Annotated in this window: 16 protein-coding genes; 7 read left to right on the top strand and 9 right to left on the bottom strand. The window is 40.6% G+C overall.

All coding sequences use genetic code 11. The annotated features are described in order from the left end of the window. The first annotated feature begins 145 nt into the window (after positions 1 to 145). Genes ACM2FC_RS13370 through ACM2FC_RS13360 form a run of 3 tightly spaced genes read left to right on the top strand, consistent with a single transcriptional unit; the run spans position 146 to position 1,999 of the window. Positions 146 to 775, top strand: a complete 630-nt coding sequence (locus tag ACM2FC_RS13370) for a curlin subunit CsgB (RefSeq protein ID WP_498481435.1) — start codon at positions 146 to 148, stop codon at positions 773 to 775. Positions 776 to 823: 48 nt separating this feature from the next. After that, complete coding sequence (locus tag ACM2FC_RS13365) at positions 824 to 1,684, top strand: hypothetical protein (protein ID WP_498481434.1); 861 nt, start codon at positions 824 to 826, stop codon at positions 1,682 to 1,684. 3 nt (positions 1,685 to 1,687) lie between these two features. After that, positions 1,688 to 1,999: a hypothetical protein gene (locus tag ACM2FC_RS13360; RefSeq protein ID WP_498481433.1), complete on the top strand. Its 312-nt coding sequence runs from the start codon at positions 1,688 to 1,690 to the stop codon at positions 1,997 to 1,999. 130 nt (positions 2,000 to 2,129) lie between these two features. Here the strand turns inward: ACM2FC_RS13360 and ACM2FC_RS13355 are convergent, their stop codons facing one another. The 6 genes from ACM2FC_RS13355 to ACM2FC_RS13330 form a co-directional block, all read right to left on the bottom strand. Then, entirely contained in the window at positions 2,130 to 2,798 is a 669-nt protein-coding gene (locus ACM2FC_RS13355) for a LuxR C-terminal-related transcriptional regulator (protein ID WP_498481431.1), read from the bottom strand. Between the two features lie 203 nt (positions 2,799 to 3,001). Then, the gene (sigZ, locus tag ACM2FC_RS13350) at positions 3,002 to 3,550 is read right to left on the bottom strand and encodes an RNA polymerase sigma factor SigZ (protein WP_498481430.1); all 549 of its coding nucleotides are present in this window, start codon (positions 3,548 to 3,550) and stop codon (positions 3,002 to 3,004) included. Positions 3,551 to 3,579: 29 nt separating this feature from the next. After that, a complete protein-coding gene (locus ACM2FC_RS13345) occupies positions 3,580 to 4,272 on the bottom strand; it encodes a glutathione S-transferase family protein (RefSeq protein WP_498481429.1) in 693 nt (230 codons plus the stop codon). A 216-nt stretch (positions 4,273 to 4,488) separates the two neighbouring features. After that, complete coding sequence (locus ACM2FC_RS13340; protein WP_498481428.1) at positions 4,489 to 4,809, bottom strand: HI1450 family dsDNA-mimic protein; 321 nt, start codon at positions 4,807 to 4,809, stop codon at positions 4,489 to 4,491. A 4-nt stretch (positions 4,810 to 4,813) separates the two neighbouring features. Beyond that, the gene (gene efpL / locus ACM2FC_RS13335) at positions 4,814 to 5,380 is read right to left on the bottom strand and encodes an elongation factor P-like protein EfpL (RefSeq protein ID WP_498481427.1); all 567 of its coding nucleotides are present in this window, start codon (positions 5,378 to 5,380) and stop codon (positions 4,814 to 4,816) included. Between the two features lie 22 nt (positions 5,381 to 5,402). Continuing rightward, positions 5,403 to 6,782 (bottom strand): D-alanyl-D-alanine carboxypeptidase family protein, encoded by a 1,380-nt coding sequence (locus ACM2FC_RS13330; RefSeq protein ID WP_498481426.1) that lies wholly within the window; start codon positions 6,780 to 6,782, stop codon positions 5,403 to 5,405. Positions 6,783 to 7,140: 358 nt separating this feature from the next. On the opposite strand from ACM2FC_RS13330, the gene ACM2FC_RS13325 reads away from it, so the two are divergent. Next, positions 7,141 to 7,908, top strand: a complete 768-nt coding sequence (locus ACM2FC_RS13325; RefSeq protein ID WP_498481425.1) for a nucleotidyltransferase domain-containing protein — start codon at positions 7,141 to 7,143, stop codon at positions 7,906 to 7,908. Here the strand turns inward: ACM2FC_RS13325 and ACM2FC_RS13320 are convergent. The 3 genes from ACM2FC_RS13320 to ACM2FC_RS13310 form a co-directional block, all read right to left on the bottom strand. Further along, a complete protein-coding gene (locus tag ACM2FC_RS13320) occupies positions 7,905 to 10,268 on the bottom strand; it encodes a DNA polymerase II (protein WP_498481424.1) in 2,364 nt (787 codons plus the stop codon). The genes ACM2FC_RS13325 and ACM2FC_RS13320 overlap by 4 nt on opposite strands. A 70-nt stretch (positions 10,269 to 10,338) precedes the next feature. After that, positions 10,339 to 12,192, bottom strand: a complete 1,854-nt coding sequence (locus ACM2FC_RS13315; RefSeq protein ID WP_498481423.1) for an Lnb N-terminal periplasmic domain-containing protein — start codon at positions 12,190 to 12,192, stop codon at positions 10,339 to 10,341. Between the two features lie 150 nt (positions 12,193 to 12,342). Further along, positions 12,343 to 12,828, bottom strand: coding sequence for a DUF3015 domain-containing protein (locus ACM2FC_RS13310; RefSeq protein WP_498481422.1), 486 nt, complete (start codon positions 12,826 to 12,828; stop codon positions 12,343 to 12,345). Positions 12,829 to 13,191: 363 nt separating this feature from the next. Between ACM2FC_RS13310 and uvrY the strand changes: the two genes are divergently transcribed. From uvrY to pgsA, 3 genes are read left to right on the top strand one after another with little or no spacing between them, the layout of a single operon-like run. Further along, positions 13,192 to 13,836, top strand: a complete 645-nt coding sequence (gene uvrY, locus ACM2FC_RS13305) for a UvrY/SirA/GacA family response regulator transcription factor (protein WP_498481421.1) — start codon at positions 13,192 to 13,194, stop codon at positions 13,834 to 13,836. A gap of 18 nt (positions 13,837 to 13,854) precedes the next feature. Then, positions 13,855 to 15,687: an excinuclease ABC subunit UvrC gene (gene uvrC / locus ACM2FC_RS13300; RefSeq protein ID WP_498481420.1), complete on the top strand. Its 1,833-nt coding sequence runs from the start codon at positions 13,855 to 13,857 to the stop codon at positions 15,685 to 15,687. Between the two features lie 48 nt (positions 15,688 to 15,735). Further along, positions 15,736 to 16,293, top strand: a complete 558-nt coding sequence (pgsA, locus tag ACM2FC_RS13295; protein WP_498481419.1) for a CDP-diacylglycerol--glycerol-3-phosphate 3-phosphatidyltransferase — start codon at positions 15,736 to 15,738, stop codon at positions 16,291 to 16,293. Positions 16,294 to 16,561 lie beyond the last annotated feature (268 nt).

The following is a 16,561-nucleotide window of genomic DNA, read 5'->3' as shown; positions in this document are numbered from 1 at the left end:
TTTTCCTGAAGGTTTACTACGGTTAATAACTTTTATCGCAAATACAGGAAAAATATTTTCGAAACAAAGTTCATTGTTAATAAATCGTAGCGTTGCATAATTATTACGAGTCTTGATTACCATTTCGGGTTAATAGGAGGCTAAGGTGAAAAAGCTTTATAACTACATAATTAAACTAGGTGCAATATTATCCTTAATTATGTCGAGCTTTTCATATGGGTACTTCGAATATTCTGAGGATTTACCACAGAAATTTGGTGAATTTGAAGGAAGCGTGCTTTTTGATGAATTAGAAGATCATCAAGTGACCTCAGGAAACTATGCAGAAGTTATTATCAGCCACTCAACAGGATCTGAAGTTGTTATAAAGCAGAAAAATACGGGTTCAGGAGCAAACAAAGCAAAGGTTGTTCAGAAAAATACCACCGATTCGAAAGCTTTAATATCCCAAAAGGGATCTGGGAACACAGCTTTAATTGAGCAAGCTGATGGAAGTAACAATTATGCCAGGATCAACCAAGCAGGTGTGGGACATAAAGGTTATATCAATCAAGTGGGAAGTAACAATATCGCTGTAATTAATCAGTGTGCTTATAATCCGCTTGGTTGCAGTTATACCAATAATAGTAGTGAGTTAGGCATCCATCAGTATGGTGATGATAATCTCGCGGCTATTTATGACTCCGGTCGATCTAGCTACAGCGTAACGCAATCTGGAGGTGACAAGATACTAGTTGTTAGTGACATGAATCGTGGCATTTATATAAAGCAATGATGCCATAAAAGAAAGTCTTATAAAGCTTAGAAACTTGAGGATAATTCTATGAAAAAGTTAGTGATTGCTATTTCAACTCTTCTTGCAGCTGGAACAGCTTACGCTGGAAATACAGCAACAACAATTTACTATGAATCTGAGAATGATAGTTCGAACATTACGCAACATAGTGAAAATGGGCAAAGTCAAAATGCTGATGTACTCTTTAAATACACGGAAGATAGTGACGTCGTGATTCTTCAAAAAAATGACAGCAATAACTCGGACGTTAATATTCAGGGTAGCGGTACAAGTAGCACCTCAGATGGTAACAGCGTTCAAATTACACAGGGGGCTAGCCCTTGGTGGGTGTTTGGTAAAGGTGGTAACGACGCCGATGTCGATATTCGTAACAGTCACACCAATGATATCACTATAGATCAAGCGCGTAACAACGAAGCGACCGTTCGTGTTGATGGGTATGGGCGCGGTGGAAACATAATTGAAGTTGATCAAAAGAAAGGAAATACAGCTGATGTTTATGTGAAACAGGGCAACAGAAATAACATTACTGTCGATCAGTATAGCAGTAATGACGCCGATATCGATGTTGTAAATAAAAGTGATGACAATGAAATTACTCTAGATCAAGAGGTGTCAAACTACGCAAAAGTGCGTCTAGATGGCAGTAGTGATTTCAATACAATCGAAATTAGTCAATTCCTTGATAATGATGCTGTTGTAACACTTAATGACGAGTCTGACTACAATACAATATATGTTGATCAGGATAGTCACAGCTCTCTAGCAACAGTGACACTAACTCGCTCAAGTCACAACTATGTTGATGTCTATCAAACTTGGAATGATACCGCCACAGTGACTATGACTAATGCAAACAACTCTTCTTCAGTCATTTATCAGCATTAGTCTATGGTTAGTTTATTAGTTAAAAAAGCGGCTCTTGTAGCCGCTTTATTTTTAATCTCTAGCTCTGTCATGTCTCAGGAATTATTGATCAAGGAGCAAGGCGTCAAGCTAATGTGTAGGCAGACTTTAGAGGATACAGTTCTGATACGCGTTAAAGTATTAGGGCAAGTTAAAGGAAGCCAAGGGATATCTATTAAAGTCTATACAAAAAGTCGCAGCAGTATTAATTACTCGGTGACAGGTAACTCTAATCTAGCCATGTCTTACTCACGCAATCAGATGCCAATTGAGCTAGTTTCGCATCGCAGTAACTGATGAATGCAAAATTATTCATCATCCATGAACTGGGTTTTATAGATAAGCGAAGGTTTATATTTTTTTGAATCAATAGGAATGGGTAATAAAATGGCGCTTATTAGAAAATAAAACGCCAAATACTTATAGATTAAATTTTTTCTTCAATACCAATATTATTATTTGCCCAAAGCAAAGCTTGGACTCTATTCTTAGCATTGATTTTTTTGAATATATTGTGTAGGTGAGTTTTTACTGTGTTTTCACTAACAAAAAGCTCATCTGCAATCTGTACATTTGATGATCCATTGGTCAGTAAATGGATAATTTGCTTTTCTCGTTTGGTCAACTTCGTATAAGCTCGAGAAGTGTTAATTGCATTACAGCTACGGAAGTATTGAATATACTCCTGAGCAATTTTTCTCGACAGCCACATTTCTCCCTGTAAAACCTTACTTACTCCTTTGACTAACGAATGAACGCTATTATCGACATAAAATACGGCAGATAAATTATGCCACTTGAAGAGATCCGAAGAGTGGATATCTGTAGGGCAGTTAATAAGTATCTCTTTCCATGGAGATTCACAACTAGACTGAAGTTCGCAATAGTCTAGAAAAGTATCCTCATCCATTTTGGGATAATCAACAATAACAACATCGCAACACCTTTTGCTTTGACTGTTAACTGGTATAAATTTACTAAAAGGTAGGATATCGAGTGTAACGTCCAGGTTTGATTCCAAAGACTCTTTCAGTAAGTTGGATTGCATGCTTATTTCAGATAGTAGCGTGATAGAAATACGATCCGCACTTTTCATGATGTTCCTCCGCAAAAGCACAACTTAGTGAGTACAAGTAAAACTACGGATTAGTAAAAAGAAGTCAATGGTCTAAACTTATTGGCTACATAAATATCGTGATTAAATATAAATTAAATACAGTAATATCAATTAACTACAAAGTTGTCTTATAAATGAGAAAGAATGCCGTTTATTAATGTCGTTTCAAAAATCGATGCATCTTAGCATTTTGAACATACCTTTTTCTTATTTTGGTAGCTGATAATATTACCTTTTCTATCAACTTCAAAATCGCAGCAGTTTTGAAACAGCCTGTGCAGCAACCTGCGGCTTTTTTGTACTCTCGACTTTATAGTCGAGTAGTTGACGCCAGACTGTTTGGCATACTCTTTTTGAGACTTTCCTTCTAACTCAATGGCATTTAGGAGCTTAGCGTTCTCATCGGGTAAGCTATTTATAAAAGGAGCAATGCACTTAGCTAGCTCTGAATTGAGTTCGTTCTCTTTAGAATCGGTGACCAAGTCCCAAGCTTCTATATCGGCTTTTAACAGCTTTTTACTACTTCGATAAAAATCTGTCACTGTATTATTAGCGATCTGAAATAGCCAAGATTTGAGTTTTTTATGATCCTTTAACGTGGGTAAATTCCTGTGGGACTTAATCAGTATCTCTTGAAGCAAATCGTCAACATCACTTGGGTTAGATAAGTGGTGTTGTAGAAATGTTCGAAGGTTACTTTGGTATTCTGACCAAATTAATTCAATATTCATAGAAAACTATCTTGGCTTTTATTTTATGGCTATTCGCAGCAGCTCTCACTGCAACAGTCGGAATCTTGGTTTGCTTCACACCCAGAAATATAGGTGTTAGTTAAATAAAAATCTTTAAACCTACTTAGAAAATTTTCGGATACGGATTTCTCACCAATTCCTGTGGAAAGTAGTGACTCTTTCCAGGCTTGCACGTTAGGAAAATCATGCAGAAAATCATATTGAGTGAACTTTTGGATGATATCAGCTCGATATAGGAGTGGTAGCCATGCGATATCAACATTACCTATCTTATCGGATGAAAAGTACTTGGTGTCTCCAGACAGTTGAATTTCCACTTTGGAGAATGCCCTGGATAAAGTTTTGAAACGCTGTTGAAAGCTTTTCTCGTCTTTAGAACTCATCATTCCACATTGAATCAAATAGTGCTTTGAACCCTGATAGCTCCATGCTCTTTCTATCGCTTTTTGTTCGTGGGTTAATTGGGTTAGGGGGCCGTATTCATCTTCAATAAACTCAACGATCGCTTCTGACTCAAATAGTGCTGTGTTGTTTTCCGTGATCAGTAGTGGGACTTGAGCATTCGGAGAAATCTCTAAGAACCAGTCTGGTTTATCTCTAAGACTGATGTACTTCAGTTGATACTGGATGCGCCTTGCTTCAAGGGCAGCAGTGACTCGTTGAACAAAAGGGCATAGTTCAAAGCTAACAACGGTTAACATTTTTTCATCTCCTGTTATACCAGCTCCAGCAACTTTCTCATCGTGTAATTACTGGTTTTGGTGTTGATTTTAGTCTTCGTTTATTAAGACGACGAAAAACAAAAAAAGACGAAAATTTTTTATCGAAAAGATAAGGGTTATTCAGAGCATAAAAAATGCCAGTCGCTTGTGACTGGCATTTTTGAGGGGAAACGAATTGACTAGAAGGAGGGTAAATTAGTCTCTTTTCCAAAGAATATGGCAAAACTTGTTTTCTGGATCTCTACTGACAAGAAGTCGAGCAAAAATATCGTCTAAAACGTCATCTTCCTCATTGACTAACCCCACTCGAACTTCAGCATATGTTTCCTTATCAACTTCAAAGCCAACATGTTCGGCCCAATCATTACCTGTTTCGACTAATTCTGCAGCACCTCGTTCTTCAAACTGTGCAGTGAATATTAGTACGTCAGCGGCTTCTAGATTGTCAGGAGCCATTTCTAAGAAGATGTCATATGCTGTTTCGATGGCATCATCGTAAGAGATAAGTTCTGTCATGTTATTACGCTCGGTTCATGTATTTTCGTTCAGCAGTGTTGATGACAACACGATCACCAGTAGCAATGTATTCTGGTACTTGCACGGTTAAGCCAGTAGCAAAGCGAGCCGGTTTTGTTCTCGCAGAAGCCGATGCACCTTTTATTGAAGGATCTGTTTCTTCAATAACAAGCTCTACTGAAGCTGGCAACTCTAGCGCAGCTGCTTTGTCATTAACCAAAACGACTTGCAGACCTTGAGTTTCTTCACTGATGAAAAGTAACTCTTCAGTGATTTCTTCCTGCTTAAAGGTGTATTGAGAATAATCTTCATTATCCATGAATATATACTCATCACCATCAATGTAAGAAAACGCCACTTTACGTTTATACATTTCTACAGTGTCTAGCATGTCGTCTGACTTAAAGCGCTCGTCAACTTTGCCGCCTGTTGCGAGATCAGTAAAACGAAAACGATAAATAGTTGAAGCGCCTCTCGCACTTGGTTTGGTCACTTCGATATCTTTGACCATTAAGATTTTGCCGTTGAGCTCAACGGCAAATCCTTTTTTAATTTCACTAGCCTTGGGCATTAATTAAATCCTAAGTATTTGATTACAGGTGATATGATGCAAATAACTTATGGAAATATAACGTAATGCTAGCGATGATGCGAGTAAACCAGCTACCTTCATCCACTTTATTTAATGCGACCAGTGGCTCGGTTTTAATGACTTTACCTTGGTAAGTAACTGTCATTTCGCCCAGTTTCTCACCTTTTTGAACAGGAGCTTTGATGTCGCTATCGTATTTAATCGAGCTTTCAAGCTGCTTTTCATTAACACTTGTAGGTAGAACCAGCGTCAGCGGGTTGCCTAAGCCTACAGAAACATTATCTTGTTGGCCGCCCCAAACTTTTTGATCAGAGATTTTCTGGTTAGCTTGGTACATTGTGTCTTGCTTAAAGAATCTGAAGCCATAAGTCAACAGAGCTTTACTTTCAGCTGCAACGTCATTGAGTGACTTCGTACCTAAAACTACGGCTACTAACTTCATTGGGTTCCCAGGCATCGCTGCCGAGCTCACAAGCGAGTATCCAGCTGCTTTCGTGCTACCAGTCTTCATACCAGTAGCGTATTTGTATGTAAATAGCAGACGGTTAAAGTTTGGCTGACGAATGTGGTTGTACTCGTACTCTTTTTGGCTGTACCAATGGAAATACTGAGGGAAGTCATTCATTACGTGTTGACCAAGAATTCCTAGGTCGTAAGCAGTGGAGAAGTGTGCTGGAGCAGGAAGTCCCATTACTGTCGTAAAGTGAGTGTTGTGCATTTTTAGTTGCACAGCGGTTGCGTTCATCATTGAAACGAATGACGATTGAGAGCCCGCTACATAGTTGGCTAGTGTTACAGCAGCATCGTTACCTGATTCTACAATCACACCTTGAATTAGGTCTTTAACTGAAACATATGAACCTGGCTTCAAGAACATTCTTGAGCCGCCTGTGTGCCAAGCCACTTCAGGAACTTCAACTTTTGAATCTAGTGAGATTGAACCATCGGCCAGTTTTTGCTCAACTATATAAAGCAGCATCAATTTGGTTGTACTTGCTGGAGCCATGCGTTTGTTTGCGTCGTGTGACGCTAAAACCTGACCAGTGCTAGCATCAATGAGAATGTATGATTCAGCTTTAATATTTGGTAAGAATGTGCCTTCTTGAGTCCACTTCTTCGCAGCCGCTTCTGGTACGCCATTTATTCCGCCTGCTTCAGCAGGTGCTTCTGGTACTTGAATGCGTTCTGGAATATTTTTTTGAACATCAATCGCGCCGTAGCCGTTTAATGGCGCTTTCGCATCTTTGTATTGGGTTGCCGCGTAGTAGTTACTGTCTGGCAAGTTTTGGTCTGCTGTATTTGCTGGAGCCGCCATGACAGCGTTGGTCGAAAATAATGCTGCTAGTGCTGCAGCTAAAGAGAGCTGTTTTATTTTAATCATACGAGTTTCAAATTTACAGTTGTTGGCTAGGTCAACAGACCTGAGTTTTTACGAGCTAGAGTCACTCACACTGAGCCTACGCTCGGTGCGATCCACGTTTTCGCAATCTATCCGGCGGGAATGCTACTCTATTCTGACAGAGAACACTATTTTCATTCATACCTTAACGGGTATGCATCTTAGTAACAAAAACTACAATTCTCATATATAACAATGTGTTACAAATTTTTTGAAATTTGTAAATTGACACACATTTAACAGAGGAATTTGTCCTTATTTAAGGATTTTCTTGAATCATGGCGAAGTCTAAGCGAATATTTGTAAAGTGTCTTGAATATCAAATAACTAGCTGCCATCGATGTCACTTTCCACTATAGAGCCATATGAATCGTATCAACAACAATATCATCCTGCGGTTGAAGACCTGAGAAAATGCATAGTCAGTGGGATCGGGACAAATCTTCACAGCATCTATTTATACGGCAGTGTGGCTAAGAAAACTGCACGCCCGAATCACTCAGATATGAACTTGATCATTGTGACTAAGGAGCCTGTTGGGGAAAACTGGTCCACGTTGTTTAATACCATCAAGTGGAGATTTCAGAAAGAATTTCCGTTTATTACGGAAGTGAGCATTAAGAAAGCAATTGTGGGCGATGTTGCTAGCTTAGATAGTTTGTTTTCTTGGGGTTTTATGCTGAAGCATTTGTCAGTTTGTATACATGGTGACGATTTATCTGAGTGTTTTGGGGAATACGTTCCTAGTTGGGAAATAGCCAAATATTGGAATATGGATGTGGATGAGTGGGTGTCGTTATATCGGCATCGAATTGCTAAAGCGAATGATAAGGAGGCACTCGTCAAAGCTCAGAAAACCATAGCGAAGAAGCTGCTCAGAGCAAGTTATACCTTAATTATGCACAAAGATAAGCAATGGTTTGATGATCCGATAGAGTGTGGAGAACACTTCCTTCACTATCATCCAGATAAAAAAGTGGACATAGAGCGTCTCGGTATTTTGTTATCAGGCCGATTAATCCCCAAACGATCTGTTGTCGGTATTTTAGACAGCTATGGTGATTGGTTGGCTAAGCAATACAAGAAAACGGAGTTTAAGATTGGTTAGAATAGCCCCATTTGAGGAGCGCACAAGCTATCAAAATCGAGTCCAATAAAGGGTAATATTGCATCCCCAACAGGCTTTAGCTGCTTGTCTATATAGTGTTGGTAGTCAATAGGACTTTTTAAGTATTCTTTGGGCTCAGGACCATTTAAGGTAACAACGTACTCGATCAAGCCTTTGTTCTGAAATTGCAAAGGTCTTCCCAATTGGGCATTTATCTCATCAGCCATTCTCGCTGCACGTACTTGAGGTGGGACGTTCTTCTGATACTCATGCAACTTTCGTCGAAGTCTCTTGCGATAGGTCAGTTTATCGTCGAACTCACCAGCTTTCGTTTTTTCAACAAAATTCAGAACGTACTTCGCGGGAGATTTATCGTGAAAAACTAAGTCGTACAAGTGCTGCTGAAACTCTTGGGATAAAGGAGTCCAATCCGTTCGCGCACTCTCTAGGCCTTTAAATATGATTTTTTCGTTTTCTCCGTCACCAACAAGTCCGGCATACCGTTTTTTTGAACCAGTGACCGCGCCGCGAATGGTGGGCATCAAAAACTTTTTGTAGTGTGTCTCGTATTCAAGTTCTAAAAAGGAGCTTAAACCATACTCTGTCGACAGGTGTTCACGCCACCACTGATTAATGTATTCAACCAACTCAGAACCAATTTTATCGGCGTTATGTTTGGAGTAGCTGCCGTTAAGAGAGACAAATGTTGAGTCTGTATCCCCATAGATAACTTGATAACCTTTACTTTCGACTAGCGCTTTCGTTTGTTTCATAATTTCATGCCCGCGCATTGTGATACTTGATGCTAAGCGTGTATCAAAAAAGCGGCATCCCGAAGAGCCTAGAACCCCATAAAAGGAGTTCATGATAATTTTTATTGCCTGAGAAAATGCGTGCTCGTTATTCTTCTTAGCAACATCTCGTGCAGACCACAATTTCTCAATCATTTCCGGTAGAAAGTGTTTTTCTCTATGGAATTGCCCACCGCGAAATCCTGATATGGCCTTATCGCTATCTTTGCCAACCTCAAGTTTTAAGCCTTCAATCATTCCCATCGGATCTATCAAGAAAGTTCTGATGATCGATGGATAAAGGCTTTTGAAATCCAAAACAAGGACCGAATCGTAAAGATCCGGAATCGAGTCCATGACATAGCCACCAGGGCTGGCAATCCAGTTTTCTGAATGCAGGTTTGGTGCTATGTAACCTGCTCGGTGGAGTTGTGGAAGATATAGGTTAGTAAAAGCCGCCACTGAACCACCAATACGATCGATGGCGAGCCCTGTTAAACGAGAGCGTTCGATGAGAAAGTCTAGTAGATGGGTGTGGGCAAATATTCTATTCACCAGTACGCAATCTTGAAGGTTATATTTTGCGAGAGCAGGTTTATCCTTTTTAAACATGTAGTTTATTTCGTCCATACGGCTATGAACATTATGAATGGCTTTCCCTTCGCCAAGAAGCTCTCTTGAAACAGATTCTAACGACCAAGATCTAAAGTTATAAGTGGCGGTTTTTAACCCATCGATCCCATCAATTACGACACGTCCAGGAATATTGACAAAGCTTTGTTGAGACTGCTTGAATGTTCGAAAGCTACTGGTTCTTCCTCCGCGCCCAATTCGAAGTGGAAGCTTATGGAACTCCGCTCGCTTATGTAACAGTTTGAAGTCAAAATCAATGACACTCCAACCTACGATAACATCTGGATCATACAGCTCGAACCAATTACACATGGCTTTCAGTAATTCGTATTCATTGTTCACCCATTCAATATCTGTTTCTGCGGGCTGCCTTTGACCGATCATGATGACTCTACTATCCATTGGGCTATCTAACCCAATTGAGTACAGGACACCTTTTTCCGAACATTCGAGATCGAGAGAAACGACTTTTAGATCTGGAATGAAACTGCCTTTTCGACATTTCACTTGAGAGTAATTTAGATAACCTCGTTGTGAAGACTCTACACCTTTGAATTCAACGCTTCCACGTATGTAGCGCTCCATTAAATAACGATCAGAGAGCTTAATATCCGATTCAAAAGTCGTAATACCTGATTCCATAAATAACTCAACAGCTCGTTGAGCGCTCTGCTGTGTATTACTGTAACAAGCAGCGACTGCTTCATCGCTGAAAGTTGTCATCTCAAGCGGAGTGATGGAAATTGAGAGGTTTGTCTTTGATTGTAACTTTTGCGCTGCTTCAATATCTTCTTGCTGAATAAAAAACACAGGTTTTTCTGCATCGATAGTAAGCAACACTGGACCATTGTTTGTTGATAGCCATATTTCTAGCTGGGTGCTGCCAGATCGATCCCTGCTGGAACAAGAGAGAATAAAACCTTGAGAGAGTGACAATGAACGTACCTATACAAAATATGGCCAACGAGATGACCTTTACTAAAATTTTAGCAAAGGTCTGAAGGCTCTAATAGTAAAAATAGGCGGTCAATTTGCCGTTGACATCTTCGTTGTGCCAATTTTGGTATTGAATTTGGCTCCGTAGTGCCCACTGGCGATTCAGTGACCAGTTCCAGCTCGCTGTGATAGCAGCATCTTGATCTGCAGTGCTGTCAATCAACGCAAGATATTGGCCCTGCAAACCTAGCCTGTGGTTGTTAGTGAGTTGATATAGTAAACCAGCTTCGAGACCTAGTCCGATGTCAAGTTGATAGTCTGTGAGTTCACCACCACTGCCTTCTGCAGACAAAAGCGAGTAGAAGTGGAGTCCATCAGACTCCCCCCACGCTTTACCGAATCCACCTTGACCGAACCAACGACCAGCTTCCTTATCGTGTTTTGGCTTTCTATCAAAGCCAGTTCGAATGTTCCAAGCAAAGCTATCGAAGGTGCGGTTACTTGGAGCTAGCGCCATAGCATCGATTAAATAGAAGCGTTCAAGCCGAGTATTTCCATCGTCGTTCGTAGTGATGCTTGTATCGAGAAAACTGATTTTCGCACCGGGTATGAAGCCTGCTTGAGAGTCCAGTAAATCGTGGTAAGCAATTCGGCTTTCTAGTCCAACTCTAGATAAATAGTGTTTTGAGTCTCTGTAACTTAAGCCCAGCCGAGCTGAGCCATGACCTTGCTCTGGAGAAACTTCGGGTTCTGGTACTGGAGTAAAAGGAGATTCAACTTTTAGTTGGCTTCGTTGATACAAAAGGCTTGTGAGCCTTTTTGCTGTTGGGTCTCTTTCTCTCCCTCCTTCGTATAACTCAAAGTTCAACCACTCGTATGCAAACTCTAACACGGCTGCATTATCAGACGGGTTCAGTTGATTGTTTAGTGGGGAGTTTTGTTCTTTTGCTGAAGAGGCGGCCAAAAACAGCTCTTGGTTAATTTCATTAGATTGATGGAGTAGACGAGTACCAAATGCTGGACGATATTTGGGTTTAGACAACAAGTCATTTTTCGCAAGAGTGGCTACTGTATCTGAAGGAATGGCGTGCAATGGGAAGTCTTTAATTAAAGAAAGATCATCGTTGGCGAGTTCGATAAGCGCAAGCAGCTGATAAGAACAGTTCTCGTCGAGGAAGTAGTAGTCAAACTCTGCATATTGCAGTTCCCATAGATGAAGCAATATTCGGTTTACTTCTTGAGGTGTCAACTTTAGCTTGTACTCCCAAATATCTCTTGATTCGATATCGTTATATTCTCGAACCTTTCGATAGTAGGGCATTAGGGTAAATCGTCCCGGATAGCTACCCATTAATCCTTTCAAAGCATAGAGTGCAGCGTTATCGTCCGTTTCTGGTTCTGCTGCAAAGTTTATGGCGAATGCGACGAGCTCTTTGTGGCGAGTCTGATCTTTCGCATCAACTCGAAGTAGGGTATGACCAAACATCGAAGATGGGTTGTTCATATAAGCCGTAGGAAAGACTAACGTCATTCCCATAGGGTCGATCACATCCCGCCACCTTTCTAGATCTGGACAATTGAGTTTAGCTTGCCTACCTTGCTTTTCTTCAAGCCAAGTATAACGGGCAGGATATCGACATTGCATCTCTCGAGCTGTTTTTTGGTCTCGATTGTACAAAGCAGAGATTGTCGCGATCAGTTCAGCTTCTGGATCAGATTTACCATTTTTCGATAGAAAAAATTCTTTTGAGACAATATTGCTTTCAAGGCCTGAAAATAGCTTGTCTTGGTAGTGGCCAAGCTTTAGCCAATATGTGTCGGAAGCGAGTTCTGAAATGTTTAAGTTTGGTTCACTAGCAGAACAAACTGGAGATAAGAACAGTTGGCCAAGCAACAGAACAACACTTACTTTTATAAACTTCATAATTATCAAAAGAGTACGACAGTGAATGTGGGACCAATATGTAATGGTAGCTAATCTAGTTTCGGGTGAACTAGAGAGTAAGACTAGTCTTACTCTCTTATTAATACTCTTAGCTGAAATGGGGATTGTATTTCGGCTAAGCGCAAGATTTTAGATAGTGTATTGAGCTAGAGTTTCGTGCTCTGCGAGTAGGGTATTTAAGTTTGCAAATACTTCACTAGAAGTAACATTTTCTGACTTAAATACCTCAGCAAAATTTTGCTGTGCAAATTGGTTGAATGTCTGTTTATCTTCGGCTGGAATGCCCCATACTTCGGACAAAGTAGCGAGTGTTTCACCTTCACCTTTTGCGATGTCACGAGCTAGGTTATCCATATTACCATCAATGAACATAGCCAACTTTTGTGACGATGTAACAGTACCACTGCCATCACAACCTAACGTACCAAAAGTTATACCAAATGTTTGGTTTCCTGATGTACCGTTAGTTGTTGCACCGAGAATCTTTGACACTTTGCCCTTCTGGCCATCAAAGACCATAGTACCTAGTCCGCAACCAATATCAGGATCGGCAAAAGCAAGGTTGGAAACGGGTAGGGCGGCAGAAAGGACGACAGTCGCCAAGACTTTTTTCATAATATTTCCTTATATTGATAGTTTAGTTACTAATAAGCCGTAAGAATTTACATCCAAACTACTAATTCCCACGAACTAAGTACTAGCTCTATTCTTCCCAATATTCAATTAAGTAGCCTGTTTTATTGATTAAAAGTGATCTGCAACGAAAAGTGTGGAAAGACAGATGAAATCTTCAAAATTGAAGATATATTCGACTAACTTACAGAAGTCGAAAATAAGTACTTGCTAAACTTTGCGTTTCGGCACATATTCAGTGTAAGTAAATTAAATTTAGATGAGTTAAACTAGCAACAATGTTGCCAGCCACCTATGTCATGCACAGGTGGGTGTTGAGCCAAACTAAAACGTGGAGATACAAGTTTGATTAGTGTTTTCCTTGTAGATGATCACGAGCTGGTTCGCACAGGGATACGACGTATTATTGAAGACGTCCGTGGAATGAACGTAGCAGAGGAAGCTGAAAGCGGTGAAGAAGCTGTAAAATGGTGTCGAAATAACCATGTAGACGTCATTTTAATGGATATGAATATGCCGGGAATCGGTGGATTGGAAGCCACTAAAAAAATCTTGCGATTTAATCCAGATGTTAAAATCATCGTTTTAACTGTTCATACGGAGAATCCGTTTCCAACTAAAGTGATGCAAGCTGGTGCTGCCGGCTATCTAACGAAAGGTGCAGGGCCAGATGAAATGGTCAATGCAATTCGTGTAGTACACAGTGGCCAGAGATACATTTCGCCAGAAATTGCGCAGCAAATGGCGTTAAGCCAATTCAGCTCGTCTGCTGAAAATCCGTTTGCTGATTTATCTGAGCGTGAATTGCAGATAATGATGATGATAACAAAAGGGCAGAAGGTGACGGATATCTCCGAGCAGCTAAATTTAAGCCCGAAAACCGTCAACAGTTATCGCTACAGACTGTTTAATAAACTCGATATCAGTGGTGACGTAGAGCTAACCCATCTAGCAATACGCCATGGCATGCTTGATACAGAGTCGCTGTAGTGAAGCGAAAAAGCGTTAGTGAATAAACCTTTCGATTCTACCTCTTTTTTAAAATCCGTTACCAGTCAGCCAGGCGTATATCGAATGTATAACGCTGAGGCTGACGTTATTTATGTTGGGAAAGCAAAAGATTTAAAAAAGAGGCTATCCAGTTATTTTCGCAGTAAAGTGGACAGCGAAAAGACACGAGCGTTGGTCAGCAACATAGATAAAATTGATGTTACTGTGACCCATACTGAAACAGAAGCTCTGATTCTTGAACATAACTATATTAAGCAGTATCTGCCCAAATATAATGTCTTGTTGCGAGACGACAAATCTTATCCTTACATTTTCCTCAGTAATCACAAGCACCCACGTTTGTCATTGCATCGCGGATCCAAAAAACGCAAAGGGCAATATTATGGTCCTTACCCCGATTCTGGGGCGGTACGTGAAACACTGCATTTGTTGCAAAAAATCTTTCCAGTCAGACAATGTGAAGATACGGTCTATAGCAATAGAACACGGCCTTGCTTGATGTATCAAATTGGTAGGTGTGCTGGTCCATGTGCGCCAAACATTGTTTCAAATGAGGAATACCAAGAACTTGTTGAATTGGTTCGATTGTTTTTGCAAGGAAAAGACAGTCAGGTGCTTGAGTCACTGGTAGAAAAAATGGAGCGTGCGAGCTCAGAGCTTAAGTTTGAAAACGCAGCTAAATTTCGTGATCAAATTCAAGCCATACGACGAGTCCAGGAGCAGCAGTTTGTTTCTGATGACAGCGCAGAAGATATGGATGTGCTTGGTTTCTCGCAAGAAAATGGCGTGGCATGTATTCATATTCTGATGATTCGACAAGGCAAAGTGTTAGGCAGTCGTAGCCACTTTCCCAAAGTGCCACGTAATACAAGTCGCGAAGAGGTATTTTATAGTTTTTTAAGTCAATACTATTTAAACCATCAGGAAGGGAGAACCATTCCTACGCGGGTTATTCTCAATCGAGAATTAGTAGACGACATATTGCCTATTCAGGAGGCGTTGTCGCAAATAGCGGGCCGAGTGGTGCGCTTCCATCTTGATCCTAAAGGAACAAGAGGTCGGTATTTAAAGCTGTCAAATACGAATGCGTTAACGGCTGTGACAACGAAGATCAATCATCGAATGACAATTGCTCAGAGGGTAAAAGAGCTTCGTAGCACGTTAGGTATTGACAGCATCGATCGAATGGAATGTTTCGATATTTCTCATACTATGGGGGAAAGTACCATAGCTTCGTGTGTCGTGTTCAATCATGAAGGACCTGTTAAGCAAGAGTATCGGCGCTACAATATCTCTGGCATTACAAAGGGCGATGATTATGCGGCAATGGCTCAAGTGCTCGACAGGCGTTATTCAAAGCAACTTGATGTAGATAAAATCCCAGATATCATCTTTATCGACGGTGGGAAAGGGCAACTAAATCGCGCAATTGACGTTATTTCTGAGCACTGGTTAGATTGGCCAAAGCGTCCTCGATTAGTTGGTATCGCAAAAGGTGTCACTCGAAAGCCTGGACTTGAAACGTTAATCACCCAAGAGGGTCAAGAGTTTAGCTTGCCAAGTGATGCTCCTGCGTTGCACCTTATCCAGCATATTCGAGATGAAAGTCACAACCATGCGATTTCTGGCCATCGAGCAAAACGAGCTAAAATAAGAAAAACGAGTGCCTTAGAGGGTATTGAAGGTATAGGTCCTAAAAGGCGTCAAGCTTTGCTGAAATACATGGGGGGGCTTCAAGAATTGAAACGTGCCTCTGTAGATGAAATAACCAAAGTGCCTGGAATCAGTCGTTCTTTGGCGGAAAATATATATCAAGCATTGAAACAATAAGTAAAATGCCTCAACATTAACGCGCAATCTATAAGAGCTTAAAAAAATATGCGTCTCAATATTCCTAACATTCTATCTTTACTCCGTCTTTTTTTGATTCCCGTTTTTGTTGTCGCTTTCTATCTACCCTACAGTTGGGGGCCATTTCTTGCGGCGATGATTTTCTGGGTAGCAGGCTTTACTGATTGGCTTGATGGAATGTTGGCACGTAAACTCGGTCAAATGTCGCGGTTCGGTGCGTTTATCGACCCTGTGGCGGATAAAGTATTGGTTGCCTCCGCATTAATTTTAATCACAGAGCACTATCACACTATTTGGGTCACCATTCCTGCAGTCACTATGATCGCCAGAGAAATCATAATCTCAGCCTTGCGAGAGTGGATGGCGGAGATTGGTAAACGGGCAAGTGTCGCAGTTTCTTGGATAGGCAAATGGAAAACGTTAAGCCAAATGTTCGCAATATGGGTTTTGGTTTGGCGATATGATGATTGGATGATTTGGCTTGGCTATGCGGCTTTATATCTGGCTACCGTGTTAACCTATTGGTCTATGGCGCAATATCTCATGGCTGCAAAATCTGACTTACTCAGTGAAGAGCACCAATAGACAAAGATTTAATTTCGTATAATACAAAGTTATTTAGTCGAATTTGCAAGATTTTTTGCTAGAAAAATACGCAATTTATTTGTTATTGAGTGTAAAGTAGTCAAACGATTCAAAAAATTAAAAATACTGTTGACTCGAAGGGATGAATCCGTAGAATGCAATCCCGTACTCAAGAGGGACGCGCCAATAAGGCAGTCAGGAAATCTCGAAAGTAAAGGCGCGTTGGCAGAGTGGCTATGCAGCGGATTGCAAATCCGTGGACCTCGGT

It is taken from the genome of Vibrio sp. A37 (assembly GCF_059777565.1).
This window is presented reverse-complemented; position numbering and strand designations above follow the sequence as displayed.